Source organism: Alishewanella sp. HL-SH05 (genome assembly GCF_052655985.1).
This window is the reverse complement of record NZ_CP199753.1, coordinates 1,270,783-1,294,355: the sequence shown is the minus strand read 5'-3', so window position 1 is coordinate 1,294,355 and position 23,573 is coordinate 1,270,783. Positions and strand designations below refer to the sequence as shown.

The window sequence follows — 23,573 nt, the reverse complement described above, 5'->3', positions numbered from 1 at the left end:
CCTTATGCAGGCAATTAAGGCTTAACTTTCCAGCTGTTAACATAGTCAGGGTTTTCGGTAGCCACCGCCGCATCGCCGGCAATCAACGCGTCTCGCGTATCGAGCATCACCGCCACTTCATCAGTGAACTTTTTCCGATACTCTTGCCCTGCTTGAAACGCCTTAGGATGAGGGCCATGAGTAAAACCGGCCGGATGGAAAGTGACCATACCTTTTTCAATATTATCGCGACTAAAGAAATCACCCGCATGATAAAACAGCACTTCATCATAATCATCGTTATTATGATAAAACGGCACTTTTAAAGCGCCAGGATCGCTTTCAATAGGCCGAGGCACAAAGGTACACACCACAAATCGTTGCGCGACAAAAGTCGTGTGTGCCGACGGTGGCAAGTGATAACGATGGCTCATTAAAGGCCGAATATCACGCCAGTTAATGCGCATCACGGCTAAATCACCATGCCAACCAATGGCATCCAGCGGATTATAAGGATAGGTAATGACCGATACTTCATTGTGTCGTTTCACTTCCACCTGCCATTGCTGCTCACTGTATTGGGCTTTAAACGCCTCATCAATTTTTGGCGTATCGAGCATCGCAGGGTCAAAAATCGCATGATTACCCACTAAGCCTTTTTCTGGCAATTGATAGCTGTCGTTAGTTGCTTCAATTAACACAATGAGCATGGGCTCAAACGGCTCTAAACGCCACATGGTCGAACGAGGGATCACCACGTAATCCCCGTCACGCAATGTTAAATGGCCATAATCGCAATACAGCTCAGCACTGCCCTCATGAATAAACAACAACTCATCGCCATCGGCATTTCGAGCGAGTCGCGACATCTTGTCAGTTAAACGCCAGGTACGAAATTTACAATGGGCGTTATGTAACAAGGTCGGTACTGACCAAGGTGAAGCGGTGTTGTTGCTATTCACCGCATTAAAGTCAAATAAACGTGGCCGCAACGGGCCTTGCCAATCGCTCCAGCCCGTGGGTGCGTGCCGATGATGGAAGTGAGTTGCGGGACCAAAAAAGCCGCTGCGCCCCGCTTCACGCTCATAAATGGCCTGCTCTGGAAAATCGGCATGCGCTTGACGAGATATATCACCTTCTTTTAGTGGAAAGGCTGCCCATTTACGCATTATTTAACACTCCGCGCTGGATCTGATCTTCTTCAATCGATTCAAATAAAGCCTTGAAGTTACCTTCACCAAAACCTTCATTACCTTTACGTTGAATAATTTCAAAGAATACTGGCCCGATCACAGTCTTAGTGAAGATTTGCAGCAAGATGCCATCTTTCATCGGCGCGCCGTCGATCAGAATACGCAAATCGCGCAGTTGATCGAGATCTTCAGTATGGCCTTCGACCCGTTCATTTACCTTGTTGTAATAGGTTTCAGGTGTCGGCATAAATTCCATACCGCGCTCACGTAAAGTGCGAACTGTTTGATAGATATCTTCCGTGGTTAGCGCGATATGCTGAATACCCTCGCCTTTGTATTCACGGATAAATTCTTCAATTTGTGATTTGTCATCTGACGATTCATTGATTGGAATACGAATTTTGCCACAAGGTGCCGTCATCGCTTTGGAGACCAGCCCCGTCAGTTTACCTTCAATGTCGAAATAACGGATCTCACGGAAGTTACCGATATTCTCATAGAAACCGGCCCACAAATTCATATTGCCACGCATAACATTGTGTGTGAGGTGATCAAGAATTTCTAAACCCACACCATGCTTGGCCATCTCAACTTGCCAGTTGTCATAGTATTTAAAATCGATGTCGTACACTGAGCTCGCGCCATAGCGATCAACAAAATAAAGCAAGCTGCTCCCAATACCGTAAACGGCAGGAATATTAAGCTCCATCGGGCCAATTTGGTTTTTATATTCTTTTGCACCATTCGCTAAAGCATGTTGCAAAGCGGTTGCGGCATCTTTTACTCGAAACGCCATGGCGCACACGGATGGACCATGCTGGCGTGCAAAGGCTTCAGCCTGCGAATTGGGCTCGGCATTGATAATAAAGTTAATATCGCCTTGCTTATACAGCCAAGCTTGTTTTGAACGGTGTTTTGCGACTTCGGTAAAACCTAGACCGAAAAACAGCTCTTTTAACTTTTGAATGCCGTTAGCATCGGCAGCGGTATATTCTACGAATTCAAAACCATCTGTGCCTAGCGGATTAATATGATCAGTCATTGTACAACTCCTATTACCTTGTCTTTGCCGACATCATGCGCGAGCGCCAGAAAAAAGAAAGGGGCAAGCTAAGTAAGAGCTTTAGACGACACTGAGACTAGAATGTACAGTTAAACATACAAAACCACTGTTTTTCCGCTTATTCAAACAGAAAGGCCGTCAGCACTGGCTGACGGCCTTAACGATGTACAACGAAAAATACAAAATCGTATTTATATTTTTACACTCTTACGGTTAATACCATAATCACGTAATTTATTTGCCACCGCAGTATGGCTTAACCCCAGTTTTTTTGCCAGTTGCCGTGAGCTAGGATAGGCCGGAAACAATTTGCGCAGAAGATTTGCTTCAAAGCGTTTTACGGCTTCATCTAAGGTGCCATCAAAGTCTTGCTCTAAGTAACCAAAGTCATTGGTATAGCTTGGTAACTGTAAGTGATGCTTATCTAACTCGCTTCCATCTAACAAGGTAACCGCACGATATAAGGCATTTTCTAATTGTCGAACATTGCCTGGCCAAGGATACTGCTGCAAAAATTGACCACAGCTTTCACTTAACTTCGGCGCTTTGCGTCCTAAACGTGCAGCGTAACGCGCAATAAAAAACTCTGCTAACGGCACCACATCTTGACGACGTTCCCGCAATGGCGGTAGGTTGAGCGTCAATACATTTAACCGATAAAACAAATCTTCGCGAAACTTCGATTCTTGCACCATCGCTGGCAAATCTTTTTGCGTGGTGCACAACACTCTAACATCCACTTTAACTTCTTTTTCCTCACCCACTCGACGAAAGCTACCATCTTGTAAAAAGCGCAATAATTTCGTTTGTAGTTGATGAGACATCTCGCCAACTTCATCAAGAAAAACGGTGCCACCATTAGCTTGTTCAAAAATGCCTTTTTTGCCTTCAGCCGAGCCGGCAAAAGCATTGGGACCATAACCAAATAACTCAGATTCAGCGACGTTATCAGGCATTGAGGCGCAAGGCACGGTTAAAAACGGTTTACCGTGACGTCCGCCCGCGGCATGACAAGCGCGAGCCAGTAACTCTTTTCCGGTGCCGGTTTCACCCATAATCAGGATAGGGGCATCGAGTTGCGACATCCGTCGTGCTTCACGCACCACTTTGCGCATGGCATTACTGGTTGCCTGAATGCTATTAAAGCTTTCTTGATCGCCTTTTTTAAAGGCAATCATATGCTGACCTAAGCGGCTTTCAGACTTCAGGTTTATCACCGCGCCCGCTAAGATATCTTTACCCGTTTCGTCCGGCACGTGTACCGGTAGAATGTCGGCGATAAAGCGTTTGCCATGAATTTCAAAACGACGGGTTTGCGCCAAAACGTCATCACCTTCTAACCAGCGCAGAAAATTGAAACCTTTGACCATGCCTTGCAACGATTGATCGGCAATCTCTTCGCGGGCAACCGACAGCGCTTCTAATGCCGCATCATTAATTACCGTTACATTGGCTTTAGCATCAATGGCAATTAAACCATCGGGTAAAGTACGCAATAATGTCATTAATTCGTTATGCTCACGCTCAGAGGGTAAAAACGCCGTCGTTTTCACGTCTTCTACGCCATTAATGCGGCGCATTTTTGCCATTAACTCTTGGAACTGCTGAAAGTCGACAGTAGGGAAAGATACATAAATTTTGTTTAACGAAGGATCAACCTCTATACCGCGCAGATCAAGCTGGTAACTGACCAGAATATTCAGCACATCCTGCGCCAGCCCAAGCCGATTTTGACAAAGAATTTCTAAACGCATAGCCTTATTACACCTCTGGCTTAATAGATGATGCATAATACGGTATAGAATGGCTGACAGACCAGTTATTTTCGTAAAGAATTCTGCACAAATAAAACTGGCGCCCTCGGCGCCAGTTTTTTCGTCAAGCTGCCATCATGACAGCAGTGCGTCGGTTTTCGCGGCGCAAATAAAATCGTTTTTATGCAGGCCTTTAATCGAGTGCGACCACCAGGTCACCGTTAATTTGCCCCATTCAAGTAATAACGCCGGATGATGACCTTCGGCTTCAGCTAATTCAGCCACTTTATTATGAAAGGCCCAAGCTTGCTTAAAGTTTTTAAACTTGTATTCGCGCTCTAATTGTAAGATGCCATCACGCACTATCGGCGTCCAATCGGGCAACTGTCGCATTAATTCAGGTAATTCCGCATCTGATACTTTAGGGGCATCTGCGCGGCAAGCTTCACATTTCATTGTGGTTAATTGTGTCATGAACTCTTCCTAACTGGCTTGTTTTTCTTTTGGCGGAAATTTCGGGGCATGTAAACCGAGTGCCCGAGCTTGGTTAACCAACTGCATCATATCTAACTGCGAGATGTCGAACAGATCATCAATGCTGTTAATCATAAAGTAGATGGGTTGCATAATATCAATGCGATAAGGAGTTCTTAGCACATCCACCGCATCAAACACTTTACGTTCGGGAATATCTGAGCCCAGTGCATACTGCGTTTCACCCGGTGAAGATAAAATACCACCGCCATAAATACGTAGGCCATCGGCGGTATTAAGTAAACCAAATTCGATGGTAAACCAATAAAGACGAGCTAAGTAAACGCGGTCTTGCTTACTGGCCGCTAAACCCAGTTTGCCGTAAGTATGGGTAAATTCAGCAAAGGCTGGATTGGTAAGCATGGCGCAGTGGCCGAATATTTCATGAAAAATATCCGGCTCTTGTAGATAATCAAACTCCTCGCGGCTCCGAATAAAGGTTGCCACAGGAAAACGTTTGTTCGCTAACAACTCGAAGAATTTATCAAAGCTGATCAGGGCCGGTACTTCGGCACATTCCCAACCGGTACACTCGCGCAGTACTTGGCTCACTTCCTCTAATTGTGGAATGCGATCTTGTGGTAACTGTAATTTCTCTAACCCAGCCATATACTCAGCGCAAGCTTTACCTTCGATCACACTGAGTTGCCGAGTGATTAATTCATGCCAAATCTGATTTTCTTCCGCACTCCAGTGGATAATGCCTTGCTCATCCGACTGCCGTGACTGGTATTTACTTGTCTTAGTCATACACTACCTGTTGTCTTAATGAAGGTCGGTATTAAACCGAATCGCTTGGCGGCATTATTATTGTTGGGCGGTGCGCCAAGCGTAATAGCTGCAGATACTAGATGATTGGGCGACAGGAGTTAATCCTGTGCACCCGATTAATGTCATGCACAAGCGTAAAGCTGGCATTACAGTGAGCGTCAAGCGGGCAGAGAGTGGCTCTGGCGTTGTGGCACCGCGACAGTGATAATACTCAGGGCACGTTGCAAGTCGGCCAAAATATCATCGATATGCTCTAAGCCAATTGAAACGCGGATCAGGCCATCACTAATACCTGCTTTGGCCCGCTCTTCTGCCGTATATGGGCTGTGGGTCATTGACGCAGGATGTTGAATTAATGATTCGGCATCACCTAAACTCACCGCAATGTTAAACAGCTCACATCGATTGATGACTTGGCGGCTCTGTTCCAAGCTGGCCTTTAATTCAAAAGCAATAACACCACCGGCCGCTTTCATCTGATTACCAATAAAGCGATAACCTGGATGTCCTGGCAGACCCGGATAATACACAGCGGCGATCGCCGGATGCGCTTGTAAAAACTCAGCTACTTGCTGAGCATTTTCACAATGACGCTGCATACGTACCGATAACGTTTTTAAGCCACGAATAATTAACCAAGCATCATGTGGGCTCATCGTCGCCCCCATGTCTTTTAACGTGGTCATTTTGATTTGTTGAATGTTATCTTGATCCGACACAATAATCCCCGCTACCACATCACCATGACCATTGAGATACTTGGTCGCACTGTGAATGACTATATCAGCGCCATATTGAGCAGGTTGCTGTAATAACGGCGTTAAAAAGGTATTGTCGACGACCGACATCATATTGTGCTCGCGACACAACCCGCATAAAAAAGCCAGATCTAACACCACTAAGTTGGGGTTAATCGGCGTTTCTAAAAACATCATCTTGGTATTGGGTTGGATCGCCGCTCGCACTGCTGCATGATCGGTCATATCAACAAAACTGACCTCGATACCATAGCGACGAAATTGATGATTAAACAGTGCAAAGCTACAACCATAAATGGCTTGGCTAGCAATCAGGTGATCACCTTGTTGTAAAAATGCCATGGTCGCAGCGGCCACCGCGCCCATTCCCGTTGCCGTTGCCGCAGCATCAGCCATACCTTCTAAGGCCGCCACTTTTAACTCTAATTCACGGGTGGTGGGATTACCTAAGCGGGTGTAAATATAACCTGGTTGCTCACCTGCAAATCGCGCAGCACCTTGCTCGGTATTATCAAATACAAAAGTTGAAGTTTGATACAAAGGCGTACTTAGCGCGCCATGCTGATCAACAGCTTTGCCAGCGTGAATACAAAGTGTTTCTAAATGCTTATTTTTAGGTTGATGCATAATGATGTCTGCTGATGGCTTAACTTGTGAATAACATTAACTCGCGCCAGCAGAAAGGGAAGCAAGCCAGACGGCTTGCTGTCTGAAGCAACAACATATCTTACCAGTTAAGATTGTCAGCTTTTATTGTCAGTTGCAGTCTGGCCTTTAAAGCGCCCTACTAAGACTTTGGCTAATTCGCTAACACTGACCTTTTGGTTCACTTGCAGGGGTAAAGGGCGTAATTGCTGCTGCGCTAAACTGCCAATACGGGCTACCAACAAACCGGCAATCACGCCTTGTCCAGCGCGGGCTGAAATTTTCGCCGTCAACTCACTACTGAGCACATCCGACGCCATATCCAGCACCACCTCAGAGCCGCCCGCCCACAATAAGGCGGTAAAGGTTCGTTTTAACATCGCCATACTGCGTAATTGACCAATAGGCGCACCATATACCTGCGCTAATTCGCGTAACATACGACTGCTGCGCCATAACACCAATAACATATCGGCCAAGGCAAAAGGACTGATCGCCACCGCCAAACTGCTATCGGTACTGGCGCGCCAAATGACCTGCCGCGCTTTGGTATCGGCATCGCTTAGCACCAACTGATTAAATAAATTAAGCTGCTCTTGATCACTGTGCTCGGGCGTCAGCGCTTGCTGCCAACGCGCAATTGCTGCGGTTAACGAGCTACTCGGTGGTAAGACCGCTAACATGTCTTGGCATAAAGCGGGGGCTTCTCCAAACTGCACGCTGTCATTGATCCGTGCGGCTTGTTGCTGCCAACGCTGATTTTGCTTTAAGCGCCGCCATAACTGCCACTCTCTAAACCCCACGATAAACACGACACTACCAAGCACTACACTGAGTAAGCTACTGACTATTGCCATCGGTATACTGGCTTGCCAACTTTGTTGCCACCACGCTAACCATTGCCCTATCGCCAACACTAGCACCAACACGACACCCACATACATTAACTTGCTAACGAGGCGTGAGCCGGGCTCGCTGGCAAGCTCGCTGGGCTCTGGTAGCTCTGGCTGTATTGCGTGTTCGCTAAACTGTGCACGCGGTTGTAACAAAGGACTATTCACATCGGCCACATCGCTAAAGCGTTGCGCAGGCTTTAAATCCGTCATTGTAATTTGTCTCCTAGTAGAAACTCCAAGGCGTGATCCATCCGCACATGTGGCATTGGTTGTTGTCCGCTGTGTTGCAACGGCGCGAGCGCCGGAAATTGAAAAGGATGCCGGTTAAATAAGGCCGCATCCGGCAGTTTAGCGGGTACCTCACCTGGAAACAGTGTGACCTTATTTCCGCTATCTAACTCAACACCACTGATACAAGGGCTTTTTTGCCCAGCGTGTTGCACAAATCCGGCGCTACTTGCACGGATCGCCGCTAAGGCCATGGCCTCACTTTTTGCTGACGCATAATGGCTATGTTTAATCGGCTGTTGTAAAAGCTGCTGCAATAATAACGTCAGGGCTTTATGTTGCTCGGGTGTGACATGATCGGCCTTACTCGCGGCAAACAGCACTTTATTAATCTGGGGTTTAAATAAGCGGCCCAAAATACTGGCGGGGCCATAGCGAAAGCTTTGCATAATTAAACCTAAGGCCTGCTGTAATTCTTGCATAGCGGCAAAGCCAGCATTCAGTGCGGATAAGCAATCCACTAACACGACTTGACGATCTAAACGGGAAAAATGCTGTCGATAAAAGGGTTTAATCACGTAATCACAATAGCTGTGATAATGCTCGCTTAGTTGTTGCAACAACGGGCTATCCTGCTTTAATTGCGCCGGTAACAGCGGAAAGAGTTTTAACATTGGCGCACCGGCTAATTCGCCAGGCACTAATAAACGACCGGGTTGATGCAAAAACGTCGCCGCATTCTCGCGAAAAGTGTGTAATAAATTTAAATAAGCATCGGTTAAACGTTGCAGTTGCAATGCGCTGACATCGTTTAAATCGGTATTGGCTAGCAAGTCCGCAAAAACTTGTGCTTCAGCTTGACGATGTGGTTGCTGAAACAGCGTCCAACAAAACGTTGACCACTGCTGATAATCTTGCTGCAACATTGGAAGGTCAAGTAACCATTCACCAGGGTAATCGACAAGCTCCAGTTGTAACTCACTGCGCTGTTGGATCTTCGAGCGCCAGCCCGCGGCTGATTTGTAACGTAAGGTGAGGTTTAATTGGCTCCAACCAGCCGTAGACGGTGGCCATGTTGCTGGCTGTTGCTGTAAATACTGCACGTTTTGTTCATAAGGAAACCGCGGAAAAGCCAACGGTTGGTTGTTGGCTAGCCGCCCCCCCAAATAGCGTCCTTGTTGAACCACAGCAAAAAACGGCAAATGTTCTGGCTGATCACCCAGCGTCAATTGATGTACTAAGGAAGTAATAAATGCGGTTTTTCCAGCACCACTGAGCCCCGTCACACCAAGGCGCAAATGCCGATCCAGTGCGCGTTGGCCCCATTGTTGACTTTGATACTGAATGCTTTCTAACCAACTCATAATACTCGCTTAGTCTGTAAAGACATCAGAGGTTATTAAACTCTCGATTTAACTGAAAGTGGCTTGAGGTCACATGCCGCTCCATATCACGCAACGTCAACTCCATGCTATTAAACTGGTGGTTTAAATGCAGTAACGCCTGTTTTGGCGACTCACCACGTTGCCAAACTCGAGTTTTAAGCTCAACCGATTTCCCATTATAAATGGAACTGCCTGCCCCGGCTGTTGGCGGTTGAGCCAGTGACTTTTTTTCAAGCACCACCCAAGCTGCAATATAGAGTACAAATACTAAACCACCTGCGCCAAGAAAAGCGGCAGAAATGGTAATAATGCGCACCAGCCAAATTTCCCAGCCGAAGTAATCAGCGATACCGGCACACACACCCGCGATCTTGCCATTTTCATCATCGCGCAGTAATTCAGCTCTTTTCTTAATCATGTTGCGTCCTCCAACGTGGACTTTCTGCATCTAAAATCGCTTCTAGTGTTTTAATACGCTCCGACATTTTTTCAGCGCGGTGCGCCAGTTCATTTAATTGCTCTAACTCACTGGCCGAGAGCCCCTGCTTAATTTTATTTTTACTGCGATAATGCATAATTACCCACAGCGGTGCCACAAAAAGCATAAACAGTATCAGTGGCACAAAAATTAATTCATGTAAATCCATGGTTTAACCCTTACGAAAACGACGCCTGTCATCAGGCGTCTTTAGAACCTTGCTGTATCTTGGCTTTTAAAGCAGCCAATTCGTGATCAATCTTATCTTGCGCCGCCAGTTCAGCGAACTCGTCTTTTAAGGTCTTTTTGCCTAAGTCGTAGGCTTCAACCTGCGCTTCTAAGTTATCAATTTTTTGCTCATAGCGTTCAAAGCGATACATCGCATCATTCAGCTTAGTGCTATCTAGGGTTTTCTTCACTTCTAAACGATTCGCCACCGTTTGCTGGCGCATCAGCATACTTTTTTGGCGTGCTTTGGCATCTGCCAGTTTTTCTTGCAGCTGCGAGACTTCGTCCTGCAACTTACTGATATGTTCATCCAGATTAGCGATATCACGGCTTACCGCATCCGCTTGCGTTTGGGCTTTTTGCCGTTCAATCAAAGCGGCGCGCGCTAAATCATCGCGATCTTTTGATAAAGCTAATTCGGCTTTAGCTTGCCAATCGTTCACTTCTTCATGCAAGCGATTAACCACACGCTGTAATTCTTTTTTCTCAGCGATCGTTTTAGCCGATGAAGAACGCACTTCAACTAAGGTGTCTTCCATTTCTTGGATGATTAACCGCACCATTTTTTCTGGATCTTCTGCTTTATCCAGTAGTGCGTTGATATTCGAGTTGACGATATCGGAAAAGCGGGAAAAAATGCCCATAATGTAATCCTCTGCGTTAAGTAAATAGTGTTTACCCCTTAACCTTATTCAGATTCCTTGCCAACTTGGAAATAAATTTTAAATTAATGAATATAAACAAGTTTATTTAAAATAAAAATAAAACTGTTCCTACCACCGGTTATGAAATACACTATAAATTAGTTAATTTAACCAACTAATAGCTCACCATGAATCAAAAGTTTCGGCAAGATAATCTCATCGGCCAAGCCAACAGCTTTTTAAACGTGCTTGACCAGGTGTCTCAATTGGCTCCGCTGGATAAACCGGTTTTAATCATTGGTGAACGCGGTACAGGTAAAGAACTGATTGCCGCTCGCCTACATTTTCTATCTAAACGTTGGGATCAACAATATCAAACGCTTAACTGCGCCGCGCTGAACGAAAACCTGCTTGAAAGTGAGCTATTTGGCCATGAAGCCGGCGCTTTTACCGGTGCCAGTAAACGCCATGAAGGCCGCTTTGAACGGGCCAGTGGTGGTACCTTATTTCTAGATGAACTGGCGAATACCCCCGCGATGGTGCAAGAAAAACTGCTGCGGGTCATTGAATACGGTGAGTTTGAACGTGTTGGCGGCAGTCGACCGATCCGAGTCGATGTGCGCCTGATTTGCGCAACCAACGAAGATTTACCGTCAATGGCGGAGCTAGGCGAGTTTCGTGCCGACTTACTTGACCGCCTCGCTTTTGATGTGATCACTTTGCCACCGATGCGTGAACGCCGTGAAGATATTATGCAACTGGCCGAGCATTTTGCTATGAATATGGTACGCGAGTTAGGCCTAGAGCTGTTTAGTGGTTTTACTGAGCGTGCAAAACGCACCCTGCTCGATTATGACTGGCCGGGTAATGTCCGCGAATTAAAAAACGTGGTTGAGCGCGCGGTATATCGCAATAATAATGCTTATGTGCCGGTACATGAGATCCAACTTGATCCTTTTGAATCGGCGTTTCGCCCACAAAAACGGACCAAGACCAGCCATATCGCGAAAGCGCCAGCCGTTGTTGATAAAACAACTGAGCTTGCTAACCCCTCACCTTTTTCGCCTGCGCCGCCTTCTGCCACCGAACATGACTTCAGCCAACCTTTAGATTTTAAAATCCTGTCGCAAGATTTTGAAATCAATTTAATCAAGCAAGCGCTAGCGGCAAGCCAGTATAATCAGAAAAAAACAGCAGAGATGCTAGGACTGACTTATCATCAGTTAAGAGGTTATATGAAAAAATATCAGCTGCTGGATAGCCAACAATCATGAAAAATCGATTAATCGTGATGCTGGTCAGTGTTGTTTGGCTCGTCGGGTGCCAGCAAGAAGTACCCGAGACAGTGCGCTCGGGCTTAGTTTATTGCGCAGAAGGCCCCCCTGAACACTTTAATCCTCAGCGGGTGACCTCAGGCACGACTATCGATATCATCAGCCAGCAACTTTATGATCGTTTACTGGATATCGATCCTGAGAACGGTAACTTGCTGCCTGGCTTAGCGGTGTCATGGCAACGCTCGGCCGATGGCCTGATCTATGATTTCACATTACGCCAAGATGTTAAATTTCATCAAACCCGTTTTTTTAACCCAAGTAGGCCCTTCAACGCGGATGACGTTGTCTTTACTTTTGAGCGAATAATGGAGCCCAGCCACCCTTATCACTTTTTAGGTGGCGGCAACTATCCGTACTTTCAAAGCGTTAACTGGGCCGATTTAGTACAGCAGGTTAGCGCTATAGCTCCTAATCAGGTGCGCTTTGAGCTGACTCGTCCTGACAGCTCGTTTTTATCTAACCTAGCAACGGACTTTGCTGCGATTTTGTCTGCCGAGTATGCCGCAAACCTTTTAACCCATGGGCAGCAGGCTTTGTTAGATAGTCGACCGATTGGTACGGGACCATTTCGCTTTCGTGAATATCAAAAAGATGTGCTAGTACGTTTATATCGCAATACTGACTATTGGCGTGGCCAATCGGCGATGGAACAGTTGGTATTTGATATCGTACCAAATAATGCCAAACGCATGGCAAAATTGCTGACGCATGAATGTGATATCGTGGCCTTTCCGCGTCTGGCGGAGCTTACGCTGATTAGCGAACGTCCCGATGTTAAAGTGCAAGAAAGCACCAGCATGAACGTGGGTTTTTGGGCTTTTAACACCACCAAAGCGCCATTTGACCAAGTTAAAGTGCGCCAAGCGTTGGCAATAGCGATTAATCAAAGCGCGATTTTACAGGCGGTATATTTTAATCAAGCCACTGCGGCCAAGGGGATCTTACCGCCAACCTCGTGGGCCTTTGAGCAAAAGCTCCCCGACGCAGAATACAATCCACAACGCGCACGCGAGTTGTTGGCAGAAAGCGGTTTAGCTGCAGGCTTTAGCATGGATATCTGGGCGATGCCGGTGCAGCGTTTGTATAATCCCAATGCGTTAAAAATGGCGGAACTGATCCAAGCCGATCTGGCTAATATTGGCGTAACCGCCAATATAGTGAGTTATGAGTGGAACACCTTTCGGCGTAAATTATCCGAAGGTGAGCATGATTCGGTGTTAATTGGCTGGGCCGCTGATAACCCAGATCCTGATAATTTCTTTAGCCCGCTACTAAGCTGTGCCGCAGCCGATAGCGGAAGTAATCGCGCATTGTGGTGTGATCCGACCTTTGATTTATTGCTGAGTCAAGCGCTCAGTACTGACAACCAAGAAGCGCGCCGCGCTTATTATCTTGCAGCACAACGCCATTTACATGCAGAAATGCCCTTAGTGGCGATTGCGCACTCGCAGCGTTTTCAGGCCATTAATGCTAATGTTGAAGGCGTTATCATTAACCCTTACGGTGGCATCGCGCTGTTTGCCGCTAAGCGGGTGCTACCATGATTGTTTTTTTATTACGTCGCTTGTTTTTGCTTGGCACCGTCTTGTTAGGTCTAAGTATCTTTGCTTTTGCGCTCGGTTATTTATTTCCTGGAGATCCGTTACAAAACTTCAGTGGTCTGCGTTATATCGACAGTACACAGCGCGATTTACTGATCAGTGAGTATCGACTTGACCAATCATACTTGGCACAGTATTTGGCTTTTCTTGAACGCATTATCGCGGGTAATTGGGGCTTATCCTTTGCCAGTCAGCAACCGCTGTTACAAGAAATATGGCAAGTACTGCCCGCCACCTTAGAATTAACGGCCTACGCCCTACTGCTTTCCTTTGTGCTGGGTGTGCCCTTTGGTATTTTAGCCGCCATTAAACCGCAAGGGGTATTTGGCAAGACCATCTCTGGGCTGGCATTGATTGGTTATTCCTTGCCGATTTTCTGGTGGGCTTTGTTACTCATTATGTTTTTTTGTATTGGGCTCGGCTGGTTTCCCTCCGGCGGTCGTATCGGTGTGTTATATGAAATCCCAAACGTTACCGGCTTTATTATGCTCGATATTATGTATGCTGATGTTAGTTATCGACAAGCAGCCTTCAACGATGCGCTAACACACTTAATCTTACCCACCTTCGTCCTCGCTACCTACCCCACTACCGTGATGATCCGCTTTGTACGCGATGCGATGCTTGAAGTGTGGGATCAAAACTATATAAAAACGGCCAAAGCCAAAGGCTTAAACCGGCTACAAGTATTATATCGACATGGCTTGCGTAATGCGTTGTTACCAGTGATCCGGCAAATAGGTTTGCAGTTTAGCGCGCTCATCACGCTAGCGATGTTAACTGAAGTCATATTCTCGTGGCCAGGGATCGGCCGTTGGTTAATAGACAGTATTTATCAGCGCAACTTTCCCGCGATCCAATCGGGTTTAATGATTATTTCCACGTTGGTAATTACTGTTAATATGCTGACTGAAATTCTGCATACGCTGTTTAACCCACTGGCCAGGAAGTCTTAACATGGCTAAATTTCGTCTCTACATAGAAGAAAACAATCGCTCACCACTGGCACAGTTGTGGCGTGAGTTCTCTCGGCAACACAGCGCTTTGGTGGGGTTAACTCTCTTTGCCAGTTTTTTACTTTTCAGTGTTATTGCGCCCTTTATCACCCCGCATGATCCGTATTTTCAAGCCGATAATTTATTGCTACTGCCGCCGTCTTGGGCACCAGAAGGCTTAGTGCAATACCCGTTTGGTACCGACGACTTGGGACGCGATCTGCTTTCGAGAATGCTCAAAGGCACCACCTACACCTTTGGTTTAGCTTTAGTAACAGTATTAGCCAGCTTAATGGCCGGTTTGGCATTGGGCGCATTAGCCGGCATGAGCCGTGGTGTTAAATCCAGCGTCTTTAATCACTTACTCGATTTGATTTTGACGATTCCCTCATTATTGCTGGCGATTATCATCGTGGCGATTTTAGGCCCTGGTTTAGCTAACACCGCTTGGGCCATTATTTTGGCGCTCTTACCACAATTTGTTCATGGCATTCGTAATGCCATTGCCGATCAGTTAAAGCGTGATTATGTTACCGCCTACCGCTTAGATGGTGCGAATAACTGGCAGGTGTTAACCCGTGTGGTGATCCCAAATATCTGGGAAAAAATTACGGTCATGAGCAGCATGGCCTTATCCACGGCGATCTTAGATATCGCGGCGCTGGGCTTTTTAGGCTTGGGTGCACAAGCCCCTACCGCGGAATGGGGGGCGATGATCAGTGATTCTGTGGATCTGATCTACGTAGCGCCAGCCAGCGTGGCAGTGCCGGGCTTACTCATTTTCGCGGCAGTATTATCCGTTAATTTATTAGGTGATGGTTTAAAAGTGGCTATTCAAAAACGGCGGGAAAGCTAATGTTGCTGCTGGATATTAAAAACCTGACTATCGAACTAGAAACTCCTGAAGGGCTGATCCGCGCCGTCGATCGGGTGAGCCTCAGTTTACGCGAAGGCGAAACACGAGGCTTAGTGGGTGAATCTGGCTCAGGCAAAAGCCTGATAGCCAAAGCAATTGTTGGTGTACTTAATCGTCGCTGGCAAGTTACCGCCGATCGCTTTAACTGGATGGGCCAAGATATGCTGCGGGTAACGGCTGAACAACGGCGGCAAATTATCGGTAGAGATATCGCCATGATTTATCAAGAGCCAAGCCGCAGTTTGGATCCTACCGCCGAAATTGGTGAGCAACTTGAAGAAGCCATCCCCAGCCACCTGCTGACCGGTAGTTGGTGGCAAAAACCTTTTTTGCGGCGCAAAAGAGCCATCGCCTTGCTGCACAAAGTGGGGATCCGCGATCATAAAAGCATTATGCAAAGCTATCCCTATCAGTTATCAGAGGGGATTTGTCAAAAAGTAATGATTGCCATGGCCATCGCGAAAAACCCAAAACTGCTTATTGCCGATGAGCCTACCACCGCTTTAGAAAGTACGACCCAAGCCCAGCTGTTTCGTTTACTAGCCAGTTTTAACCAATTAAAAGGCATGGCGGTATTGTTAATCAGCCACGAACTGGAGAGTGTCGCACGTTACACACAACATATTAGTGTGCTGTATTGTGGACAATTAGTAGAAAGCGGCGAAACCAGCCAAATTCTCAAGCACCCGTTTCATCCCTACACTAATGCCCTGATTAAAAGCGTACCTGAGTTTCAGAGTAACCTAGCCCATAAAACACCTCTGTATGCATTACCGGGCAGTATTCCAACCTTACAACATGTGCCGATTGGTTGTCGCTTAGGGCCTCGTTGCCCAAATGCTCGCAAAGAGTGTGTGAAAACACCGGTGCTAGAACGGCTACAAAATCATTATTACAGTTGCCACTTCCCTCTGAAAAAGCGAGATGAATCATGAGTGCCTTACTCGAGGTGGAACAGCTTAGCAAATGCTACTTTAAACAGCGTGGGCTAAACCGTAAAAAAATTATTGCCTTACAGGATGTCAGCTTTAGCTTAGATACCGGAAAAACCTTGGCCATTATCGGGGAAACCGGTTCAGGTAAAAGCACCTTGGCTAAGTTGTTAGTGGGCATCGAAAAACCCGATAGCGGCATTATTCGCCTGTCAGGACAGCAAGTAGATATTACTAACTATAAAAAGTATAACCACGTTATCCGGTTTATCTTTCAAGATGCTGGCCACTCACTTAATCCGCTACAAAAAGTTGGGCAAATGTTAGAAGACGTGCTGCGCCTTAGTACGATTTTAGATACTGAGCAACGTCGTGTAAAAATCCGTAGCACCCTTCGCACCTTGGGTTTATTGGATGAACATGCAGAGTACTACCCGCACATGTTCTCCGGGGGGCAATTACAACGGGTCGCGCTGGCACGAGCCTTAATTCTCGATCCCAAGTTGCTGATCTTAGATGAAGCCTTAACCGCACTGGATCCTTCTTTACGCGCCCAAATTGTTAACCTACTGCTAGAGCTACAGCAAAAAAATGGCTTGGCGTATTTATTAATTACCAATAACTTACGTTTGGTACGCCATATTAGTGATGAGATGCTGGTGTTACATGAAGGACAAATGGTCGATGTAGGTAATACCACCACGGTGTTCAATAACCCCGTACATGACTATACCAAGCGTTTAATTAAAAGTAGCGGCTAACACCCAACAAAAACGCCGCCAGCACAGCCTGTGCTCAAATGAATAAAAAAGGGAGCCATTGGCTCCCTTTTCAGTGTTTTGGCGTTAACGCCGTTTCTGTGCGCTTACAGCTGCTCACTCAAATCAGCCGAGCGCAATTGACGCGTGATCTTAGCGTCAGCTTTTAAAGTGGCAATCAGCGCTTGATAATGCAGCTCTGCTTGCTGACGAGCAATCGCTTCTAACTGGCTGGTATCTGGCACACTGCTAATATTGGCAGGGGTAACCGCATCGACAGCCACTAATACCACATCACCGTTACTTAACTGTACCGAGTCAATACTGGCTTGATCGTTAGTAGGTCTTGGCATCGCAAACGCTTTACTGCGTACCTCTGTTTCTAAACTACCACCAAAACGCGGCGTGGCAGCACTAGCAACGATGCTCGCTTCTGCTTTACTGGCCATCGCGGCTAAATCGCCACCTGCGGCGACGAGCTCTGCAGCATAGGCAGCAGCTTGTTTGGCCATTTCGGCTAGTTGTACTGCGTTTTGTACTTCAGCGCGCACTTCATTTAAACCTAATGTACGTGCCGGTACATGCTCCTTAACACGCATCACCACAACATGCTCGCGAGCAATTTCTATCACATCGCTGTTTAAGCCTTCGGCAATGAAGTTCAAATCAAATAACCGATTCAAAATAGCCGGTTGTGATAATGGCTCTGCCGCATTAGCGCGTTCAAATAAGCCGGTACTTTTAACTTGTAAACCAACCACATCAGCGGCTTCTTCTAAGTTGTCGGGCTGTTCAAACGAGACTTGTGCTAAACGCTGTTGCAGATCATAAAATAAGGCCGTGGCTTGCTCCGCTTTTAACGTTGTCGCAATTTCTGCAGCAACCTCAGCTAAAGGTTTAGTCACTGCCGGCTCAAGCGTGGCTAACTTGATAATATGATAACCATATTCACTTTTCACTACGCCAGATAATTGGCCTAGTTCTGTTAGCGCAAAAGCGGCTTCTTCGAACACAGGGTCCATTTGACCGGCCACCAACTCACCTAAATTACCGCCATTTTCGGCAGAAAAGGTATCGGCAGAGCGGGCTTTTGCTAACTCAGCAAAATCTGCACCTTGTTGTAATTCCGCTAATAAGGCAGCAGCTTGCGCAGCAATAGCAGCATCTTCACTTTCGCTTTCCAGCATAATGTGGGCAAATTCACGCTTTTCTTCGGTGCCATAGCGTGCAGCGTTAGCTTGATAGTAATCAGCCACTTGCTGTTCAGTCACTTCGATGTCTTCCGCTAACTTGGCCGCTGACAATTCTACATACTCAGCAGAGATTTGCTCAGGTGTCATAAAACGGCTGATATTTTGCTGATAGTACTCTTGCAGCATATCGTCACTGATACTAACTTGCTCTGCAAAACGTTCAGCAGTCACCGTGAAATATCGAATGTCACGTGTTTGCTGTTGTAACGACAGCAATAAATTAATTTCGGCAGGTAAACCAAACTCACTGCCCACTAAACCTTGCATTAGTTGGGTCGTGGCTAAACCTTCCCGAACCATTTCGCGGAAGTCAGCAGGTTGATAACCGGCTTGGCGTAATAACGCAATAAAACGGTCTTGATTAAACACGCCATCAACTTGGAATTCCGGTAGGCCAGTAACGGTTTCACGTACTTGTTCATCACCTACCCGTAAACCCAACTTACGAGCAAATTGCTTTTGTAACGTTTCATCAATTAGACGTTCTAACACTTCATTACGAAAGTTAGCCATATACGCTGGATCGGCAGCTAACATATCGTACATTTCACCAAACTGCTGTTGCATACGAGCACGTTCATTTTGTAATGCTTGCTCATACTGCACCTGACTAATGTCATCACCATTAACCACGGCAACAACTGCATCACTTGGCGTACTTAGGTAATTACCAACGCCGGCAAGGGCGAATGTCAGGATAACCAAGCCCAAAATGATTTTGGCGGTCAATCCTTGCGAGCCTTCTCTGATTCGTTCTAACATCTTTGCTCTTTCTCTGTTATCGGTGACACAAAAGTTTGTGCTAAAAAAAAAGCGCATCTTAACAGATGCGCCTTTTTTATAGAAGCCTTGGCATTGTCTGCGGGCTTAAGGACCCTCCCCGGCGCGCCGGGCAGAATACTGTTAGTTTACTGCGTCTTTTAACGCTTTACCTGGCTTAAATGAAGGAATCTTCGCAGAAGCGATTTGAATAGTAGCACCAGTTTGTGGGTTACGGCCAGTACGGGCAGCACGCTCGCGTACAGTGTAAGTGCCAAAACCAACTAAAGCTACAGAATCACCTTCCTTAAGAGCTTCGGTAACCGCGTCGATGAACGCGTCTAAAGCACGACCTGCTGCGGCCTTAGAAATGTCTGCATTCGCAGCAATTTTGTCGATAAGTTGAGACTTGTTCACAATATCATCCCCTTCAATTGTTATTATTTTCTACAACGTCAAGCTATTAGTTTTTAAAAGTTGCCCGCTTGTTATAACAAGCAACGACTTTGCTTGCAAGCAGCAGAAACGAGAAAACTAATAATTTTGGCTTTGACCGCAGCCCTTGCTACACAAGGGCTTGGCCGAAACTGACCATAACTTAGCACAGCCTACGATAATAAAAAGCCCCTAAACCGGATTTTTTTCGGTTTTTTTGCTTTTTGCAGCTGTTTTTGGTGAATTAACCGGCGTAACACGAGCAATTGGCTCTTGTAAGGCCAGTTCTAGCACTTCTTCAATCCATTTCACCGGCTTAATTTCTAAGGCACCTTTAACATTTTCTGGGATTTCTTTTAGATCACGAATGTTATCATGCGGAATTAATACCCGTTTAATACCACCACGGTGCGCAGCCAACAGTTTCTCTTTCAAGCCACCAATGGGTAATACTTCACCGCGCAAGGTGATCTCGCCCGTCATCGCGACATCTGCCCGCACCGGGTTACCGGTTAAACCCGAGACTAACGCCGTGACCATGGCAATACCAGCGCTAGGGCCATCTTTAGGCGTCGCACCTTCGGGTACGTGAACGTGAATGTCCCGTTTCTCATAAAAGTCTTCGTTTATCCGCAGCGCTTCTGCACGGCTACGTACCACCGTCATCGCCGCTTGGATAGATTCTTTCATCACGTCACCAAGTGAACCGGTGTAGGTTAATTTACCTTTACCGACCACAGCTGCCGCTTCAATCGTTAATAAATCGCCACCGACTTCAGTCCAAGCTAAACCAGTAACTTGACCAATACGGTTGCTGTCTTCTGCTTTACCGTAATCAAAGCGATGCACACCAAGAAACTCTTCCAAATTAGCATCGTTAATCACCACGGTTTTCAAATCTTTGTTTAAAAGAATTTGTTTTACCGCTTTGCGACATAACTTTGATAATTCGCGCTCTAAACTACGCACGCCCGCCTCACGGGTGTAATAACGAATTATGCCAATAACTGCACTATCCTCAATCACCACTTCAGTGGGTTTTAAACCATTGCGGCTAATTTGTTTAGTGATTAAATGCTGACGAGCAATGTTTAGTTTTTCGTCTTCGGTATAACCCGATAAGCGAATCACTTCCATCCGATCTAATAACGCGGCTGGAATGTTTAAGCTATTCGAGGTGGCGAAGAACATGACATCTGACAAGTCATAATCCACTTCTAGGTAGTGATCACTAAAAGCAGCATTTTGTTCAGGATCTAATACCTCTAGTAACGCCGCAGCGGGATCGCCCCGGAAATCCGAAGCCATCTTGTCAATTTCATCCAATAGGAATAATGGGTTACGGACACCCACTTTTGCCATTTTCTGAATGATTTTGCCTGGCATTGAGCCGATATAGGTTCTTCGGTGTCCCCGGATCTCGGCTTCATCACGCACGCCGCCAAGTGCCATACGAACGTACTTACGACCAGTAGCTTTTGCCACGGATTGCCCCAACGAGGTTTTACCCACACCCGGCGGGCCAACCAGACATAAGATCGGGCCTTTGAGTTTATTCACGCGCTGTTGCACCGCCAAATACTCAATGATGCGCTCTTTAACCTTATCTAAACCATAATGGTCAGCATTGAGAATTTGCTCAGCAATCGCTAAGTTTTTCTTCACTTTCGACCGCGCTTGCCACGGCACCTGCGTTAACCATTCAATATAGCTGCGCACCACCGTCGCTTCGGCTGACATCGGTGACATCATCTTCAGCTTTTGCAGTTCGGCTTTGGCTTTGGTTTCGGCTTCAGCGGGCATTTTCGCTTCAGTAATTTTTTTCGCTAACGCTTCAAATTCATCCGGCGCATCTTCTAGCTCACCCAATTCGCGTTGGATCGCTTTCATTTGCTCGTTCAGGTAATACTCGCGCTGGCTTTTCTCCATTTGCTTTTTTACCCGGCTACGAATACGCCGTTCAACTTGCAAAATGTCGATTTCACTTTCCATCATCGCCATCAAATACTCGATGCGCTCTGTAACATTGGTTAGCTCTAAGACTTTTTGCTTATCATCCACTTTTAGTGGCATATGCGCCGCCATGGTGTCAGCCAAACGGGCCGCATCATCAATACCGCTTAAGGCCGTCAGCACTTCTGGCGGGATCTTTTTATTCAGTTTGATATAACCTTCAAACTGATTAATGGCCGAGCGTAAAAACACTTCTTGCTCGCGGCTATCGATGTCTTGTGTTACTACAGGATCAATAAAAGCGGCGAAGCTTTCTGTTGTTTCAGTAAATTCAGCTAATTGCGCACGTTTGCCGCCTTCAACTAACACCTTTACAGTGCCATCAGGCAATTTTAGCAATTGTAAAATAGTGGCAATGGTACCGATGCGATACAAATCACTTTCAGCTGGATCGTCCAAAGCGGCGTCTTTTTGTGCCACCAAGAAAATCTGCTTATCGTTTTCCATAGCAGCATCTAAACATTTGATGGATTTCGCCCGGCCGACAAAAAGTGGGATTACCATGTGCGGATAAACAACAACGTCTCGCAACGCCAGTACCGGCATGTGCAAACGTTCTGAATGTTCTGTGGTCATTGATTTACTCTCGAATTAAATTACTGCAGGCGACAATAAATAGTATATGGGGACGGATCTACAAACTTCAATTCATCTGATAAAAAAGGAGCTTTGCAGCTCCTTTTTTATTTAGTGTGATTCAGCAACCGCCGGTTCGTTGTTCTCATAGATTAGTATGGGCTGACTCTCGCCTCGGATCACTGTTTCATCAATGACCACTTTTGCCACATCTTGCATAGAGGGCAACTCATACATGGTATCAAGCAGAACACCTTCCACTATAGAACGTAAACCACGCGCACCGGTTTTGCGTTCCATCGCTTTTTGAGCAATAGCTTTTAAGGCATCGTCACGGAACTCTAATTCAACGTTTTCCATTTCGAATAATGCCGCAAATTGCTTGCTTAGTGCATTTTTCGGTTGACTTAAAATTTGCACTAAAGCGTCAAGATCCAATTCCGTTAATGTTGCAACAACGGGTAAACGCCCGATAAACTCTGGGATCAGGCCATATTTCACCAAATCTTCAGGTTCAACATCACGGAAGGATTCGCTCAAGCTACGACTGCTTTCTTTGCTTTTTACTTCAGCACCGAAACCAATACCCGCACCTTTGGCGCTACGCTGTTCAATCACTTTATCTAAACCGGCAAAAGCACCACCACAGATAAATAAGATCTTAGAGGTATCTACCTGTAAGAATTCTTGTTGTGGATGTTTACGCCCGCCTTGTGGCGGCACAGAAGCAACAGTACCTTCAATCAGTTTCAGTAAGGCTTGCTGCACCCCTTCACCTGAAACGTCACGGGTGATGGATGGGTTATCAGACTTACGCGATATTTTGTCAATCTCATCAATATACACGATACCGCGCTGGGCTTTCTCAACGTCGTAATCACATTTTTGCAGTAGTTTTTGAATGATATTTTCGACATCTTCACCGACATAACCGGCTTCGGTTAAGGTGGTGGCATCAGCCATAGTAAACGGTACATCGAGTAAACGCGCTAACGTTTCAGCCAGTAATGTTTTACCACAACCGGTTGGACCGATTAACAAGATATTGCTTTTACCCAATTCAACGTCTTGTTTATGCTGCGAGCTACGTAAGCGTTTGTAATGGTTGTATACCGCTACCGCTAACACTTTTTTCGCATGTTCTTGACCGATAACGTAATCGTCTAAGTGTTGCCGAATTTCACGAGGCGTCGGTAATTTTTCACCGTCGCGTTTAGGTGAAATATCTTTGATTTCTTCGCGAATGATATCGTTGCATAGGTCAACGCATTCATCACAAATATAGACTTGTGGCCCTGCGATCAACTTACGCACTTCATGCTGTGATTTGCCACAAAAAGAGCAATACAGTAATTTGCCGCTCTTGTCGCCGTCAGTGCGGTGATCAGACATGTAACTACCTCTTTTTCCAATCAGCGGGCACATACTGCCCGCATAATCCA

21 protein-coding genes are annotated in these 23,573 nt (G+C 46.2%); 6 read left to right on the top strand and 15 right to left on the bottom strand.

What is annotated here, in order from left to right; translation table 11 throughout:
- Positions 1 to 14 precede the first annotated feature (14 nt).
- The 11 genes from ACUJFL_RS05985 to pspA all read right to left on the bottom strand — a co-directional run bounded on the left by ACUJFL_RS05985 (position 15) and on the right by pspA (position 10,556).
- A complete protein-coding gene (locus tag ACUJFL_RS05985; RefSeq protein ID WP_445428718.1) occupies positions 15 to 1,148 on the bottom strand; it encodes a homogentisate 1,2-dioxygenase in 1,134 nt (377 codons plus the stop codon).
- Positions 1,141 to 2,214 (bottom strand): 4-hydroxyphenylpyruvate dioxygenase, encoded by a 1,074-nt coding sequence (hppD, locus tag ACUJFL_RS05980; protein WP_226749810.1) that lies wholly within the window; start codon positions 2,212 to 2,214, stop codon positions 1,141 to 1,143. Before hppD ends, ACUJFL_RS05985 begins: the two co-directional genes overlap by 8 nt.
- 212 nt (positions 2,215 to 2,426) lie before the next feature.
- The gene (gene tyrR / locus ACUJFL_RS05975) at positions 2,427 to 3,989 is read right to left on the bottom strand and encodes a transcriptional regulator TyrR (RefSeq protein WP_306176911.1); all 1,563 of its coding nucleotides are present in this window, start codon (positions 3,987 to 3,989) and stop codon (positions 2,427 to 2,429) included.
- Positions 3,990 to 4,124: 135 nt separating this feature from the next.
- Complete coding sequence (locus ACUJFL_RS05970) at positions 4,125 to 4,463, bottom strand: 4a-hydroxytetrahydrobiopterin dehydratase (protein ID WP_226749808.1); 339 nt, start codon at positions 4,461 to 4,463, stop codon at positions 4,125 to 4,127.
- Between the two features lie 9 nt (positions 4,464 to 4,472).
- Positions 4,473 to 5,273, bottom strand: a complete 801-nt coding sequence (gene phhA / locus ACUJFL_RS05965) for a phenylalanine 4-monooxygenase (protein WP_226749807.1) — start codon at positions 5,271 to 5,273, stop codon at positions 4,473 to 4,475.
- A 179-nt stretch (positions 5,274 to 5,452) separates the two neighbouring features.
- Positions 5,453 to 6,679: a methionine gamma-lyase gene (megL, locus tag ACUJFL_RS05960; protein WP_445428717.1), complete on the bottom strand. Its 1,227-nt coding sequence runs from the start codon at positions 6,677 to 6,679 to the stop codon at positions 5,453 to 5,455.
- A gap of 116 nt (positions 6,680 to 6,795) precedes the next feature.
- Positions 6,796 to 7,803, bottom strand: coding sequence for a TIGR01620 family protein (locus ACUJFL_RS05955; RefSeq protein ID WP_445428716.1), 1,008 nt, complete (start codon positions 7,801 to 7,803; stop codon positions 6,796 to 6,798).
- Positions 7,800 to 9,185, bottom strand: coding sequence for a YcjX family protein (locus tag ACUJFL_RS05950; protein WP_445426371.1), 1,386 nt, complete (start codon positions 9,183 to 9,185; stop codon positions 7,800 to 7,802). Before ACUJFL_RS05950 ends, ACUJFL_RS05955 begins: the two co-directional genes overlap by 4 nt.
- A 25-nt stretch (positions 9,186 to 9,210) precedes the next feature.
- Entirely contained in the window at positions 9,211 to 9,624 is a 414-nt protein-coding gene (gene pspC, locus ACUJFL_RS05945; protein WP_445426370.1) for an envelope stress response membrane protein PspC, read from the bottom strand.
- Positions 9,617 to 9,853, bottom strand: coding sequence for an envelope stress response membrane protein PspB (pspB, locus tag ACUJFL_RS05940; protein WP_226749802.1), 237 nt, complete (start codon positions 9,851 to 9,853; stop codon positions 9,617 to 9,619). The genes pspC and pspB overlap by 8 nt, the downstream gene beginning before the upstream one ends.
- Positions 9,854 to 9,884: 31 nt before the next feature.
- The gene (gene pspA / locus ACUJFL_RS05935) at positions 9,885 to 10,556 is read right to left on the bottom strand and encodes a phage shock protein PspA (RefSeq protein ID WP_226749801.1); all 672 of its coding nucleotides are present in this window, start codon (positions 10,554 to 10,556) and stop codon (positions 9,885 to 9,887) included.
- 188 nt (positions 10,557 to 10,744) lie between these two features.
- Here pspA and pspF point away from each other — a divergent pair, with 188 nt between their 5' ends.
- The 6 genes from pspF to ACUJFL_RS05905 are packed head-to-tail and all read left to right on the top strand — an operon-like array spanning position 10,745 to position 17,098.
- Positions 10,745 to 11,830, top strand: a complete 1,086-nt coding sequence (gene pspF / locus ACUJFL_RS05930) for a phage shock protein operon transcriptional activator (protein ID WP_445428715.1) — start codon at positions 10,745 to 10,747, stop codon at positions 11,828 to 11,830.
- Entirely contained in the window at positions 11,827 to 13,437 is a 1,611-nt protein-coding gene (locus ACUJFL_RS05925) for an ABC transporter substrate-binding protein (protein WP_445428714.1), read from the top strand. The genes pspF and ACUJFL_RS05925 overlap by 4 nt, the downstream gene beginning before the upstream one ends.
- Positions 13,434 to 14,450: an ABC transporter permease gene (locus tag ACUJFL_RS05920; RefSeq protein ID WP_445426367.1), complete on the top strand. Its 1,017-nt coding sequence runs from the start codon at positions 13,434 to 13,436 to the stop codon at positions 14,448 to 14,450. Before ACUJFL_RS05925 ends, ACUJFL_RS05920 begins: the two co-directional genes overlap by 4 nt.
- 1 nt (position 14,451) lies before the next feature.
- Positions 14,452 to 15,345: an ABC transporter permease subunit gene (locus ACUJFL_RS05915; protein WP_445426366.1), complete on the top strand. Its 894-nt coding sequence runs from the start codon at positions 14,452 to 14,454 to the stop codon at positions 15,343 to 15,345.
- The gene (locus tag ACUJFL_RS05910) at positions 15,345 to 16,340 is read left to right on the top strand and encodes a peptide ABC transporter ATP-binding protein (RefSeq protein WP_226749796.1); all 996 of its coding nucleotides are present in this window, start codon (positions 15,345 to 15,347) and stop codon (positions 16,338 to 16,340) included. The genes ACUJFL_RS05915 and ACUJFL_RS05910 overlap by 1 nt, the downstream gene beginning before the upstream one ends.
- Complete coding sequence (locus ACUJFL_RS05905; RefSeq protein WP_445428713.1) at positions 16,337 to 17,098, top strand: ATP-binding cassette domain-containing protein; 762 nt, start codon at positions 16,337 to 16,339, stop codon at positions 17,096 to 17,098. The genes ACUJFL_RS05910 and ACUJFL_RS05905 overlap by 4 nt, the downstream gene beginning before the upstream one ends.
- Before the next feature lie 104 nt (positions 17,099 to 17,202).
- Here ACUJFL_RS05905 and ACUJFL_RS05900 read toward each other — a convergent pair whose 3' ends face one another.
- The 4 genes from ACUJFL_RS05900 to clpX form a co-directional block, all read right to left on the bottom strand.
- Complete coding sequence (locus tag ACUJFL_RS05900; protein WP_445426364.1) at positions 17,203 to 19,110, bottom strand: SurA N-terminal domain-containing protein; 1,908 nt, start codon at positions 19,108 to 19,110, stop codon at positions 17,203 to 17,205.
- 141 nt (positions 19,111 to 19,251) lie between these two features.
- Positions 19,252 to 19,524 carry a nucleoid-associated protein HU-beta gene (hupB, locus tag ACUJFL_RS05895; RefSeq protein WP_226749793.1) on the bottom strand — a complete coding sequence of 91 codons (273 nt, stop codon included), beginning with the start codon at positions 19,522 to 19,524 and terminating at the stop codon, positions 19,252 to 19,254.
- Positions 19,525 to 19,734: 210 nt separating this feature from the next.
- Entirely contained in the window at positions 19,735 to 22,131 is a 2,397-nt protein-coding gene (gene lon / locus ACUJFL_RS05890) for an endopeptidase La (RefSeq protein ID WP_226749792.1), read from the bottom strand.
- A 111-nt stretch (positions 22,132 to 22,242) separates the two neighbouring features.
- Positions 22,243 to 23,523 carry an ATP-dependent protease ATP-binding subunit ClpX gene (gene clpX, locus ACUJFL_RS05885; RefSeq protein ID WP_226749791.1) on the bottom strand — a complete coding sequence of 427 codons (1,281 nt, stop codon included), beginning with the start codon at positions 23,521 to 23,523 and terminating at the stop codon, positions 22,243 to 22,245.
- Between the last annotated feature and the right edge of the window lie 50 nt (positions 23,524 to 23,573).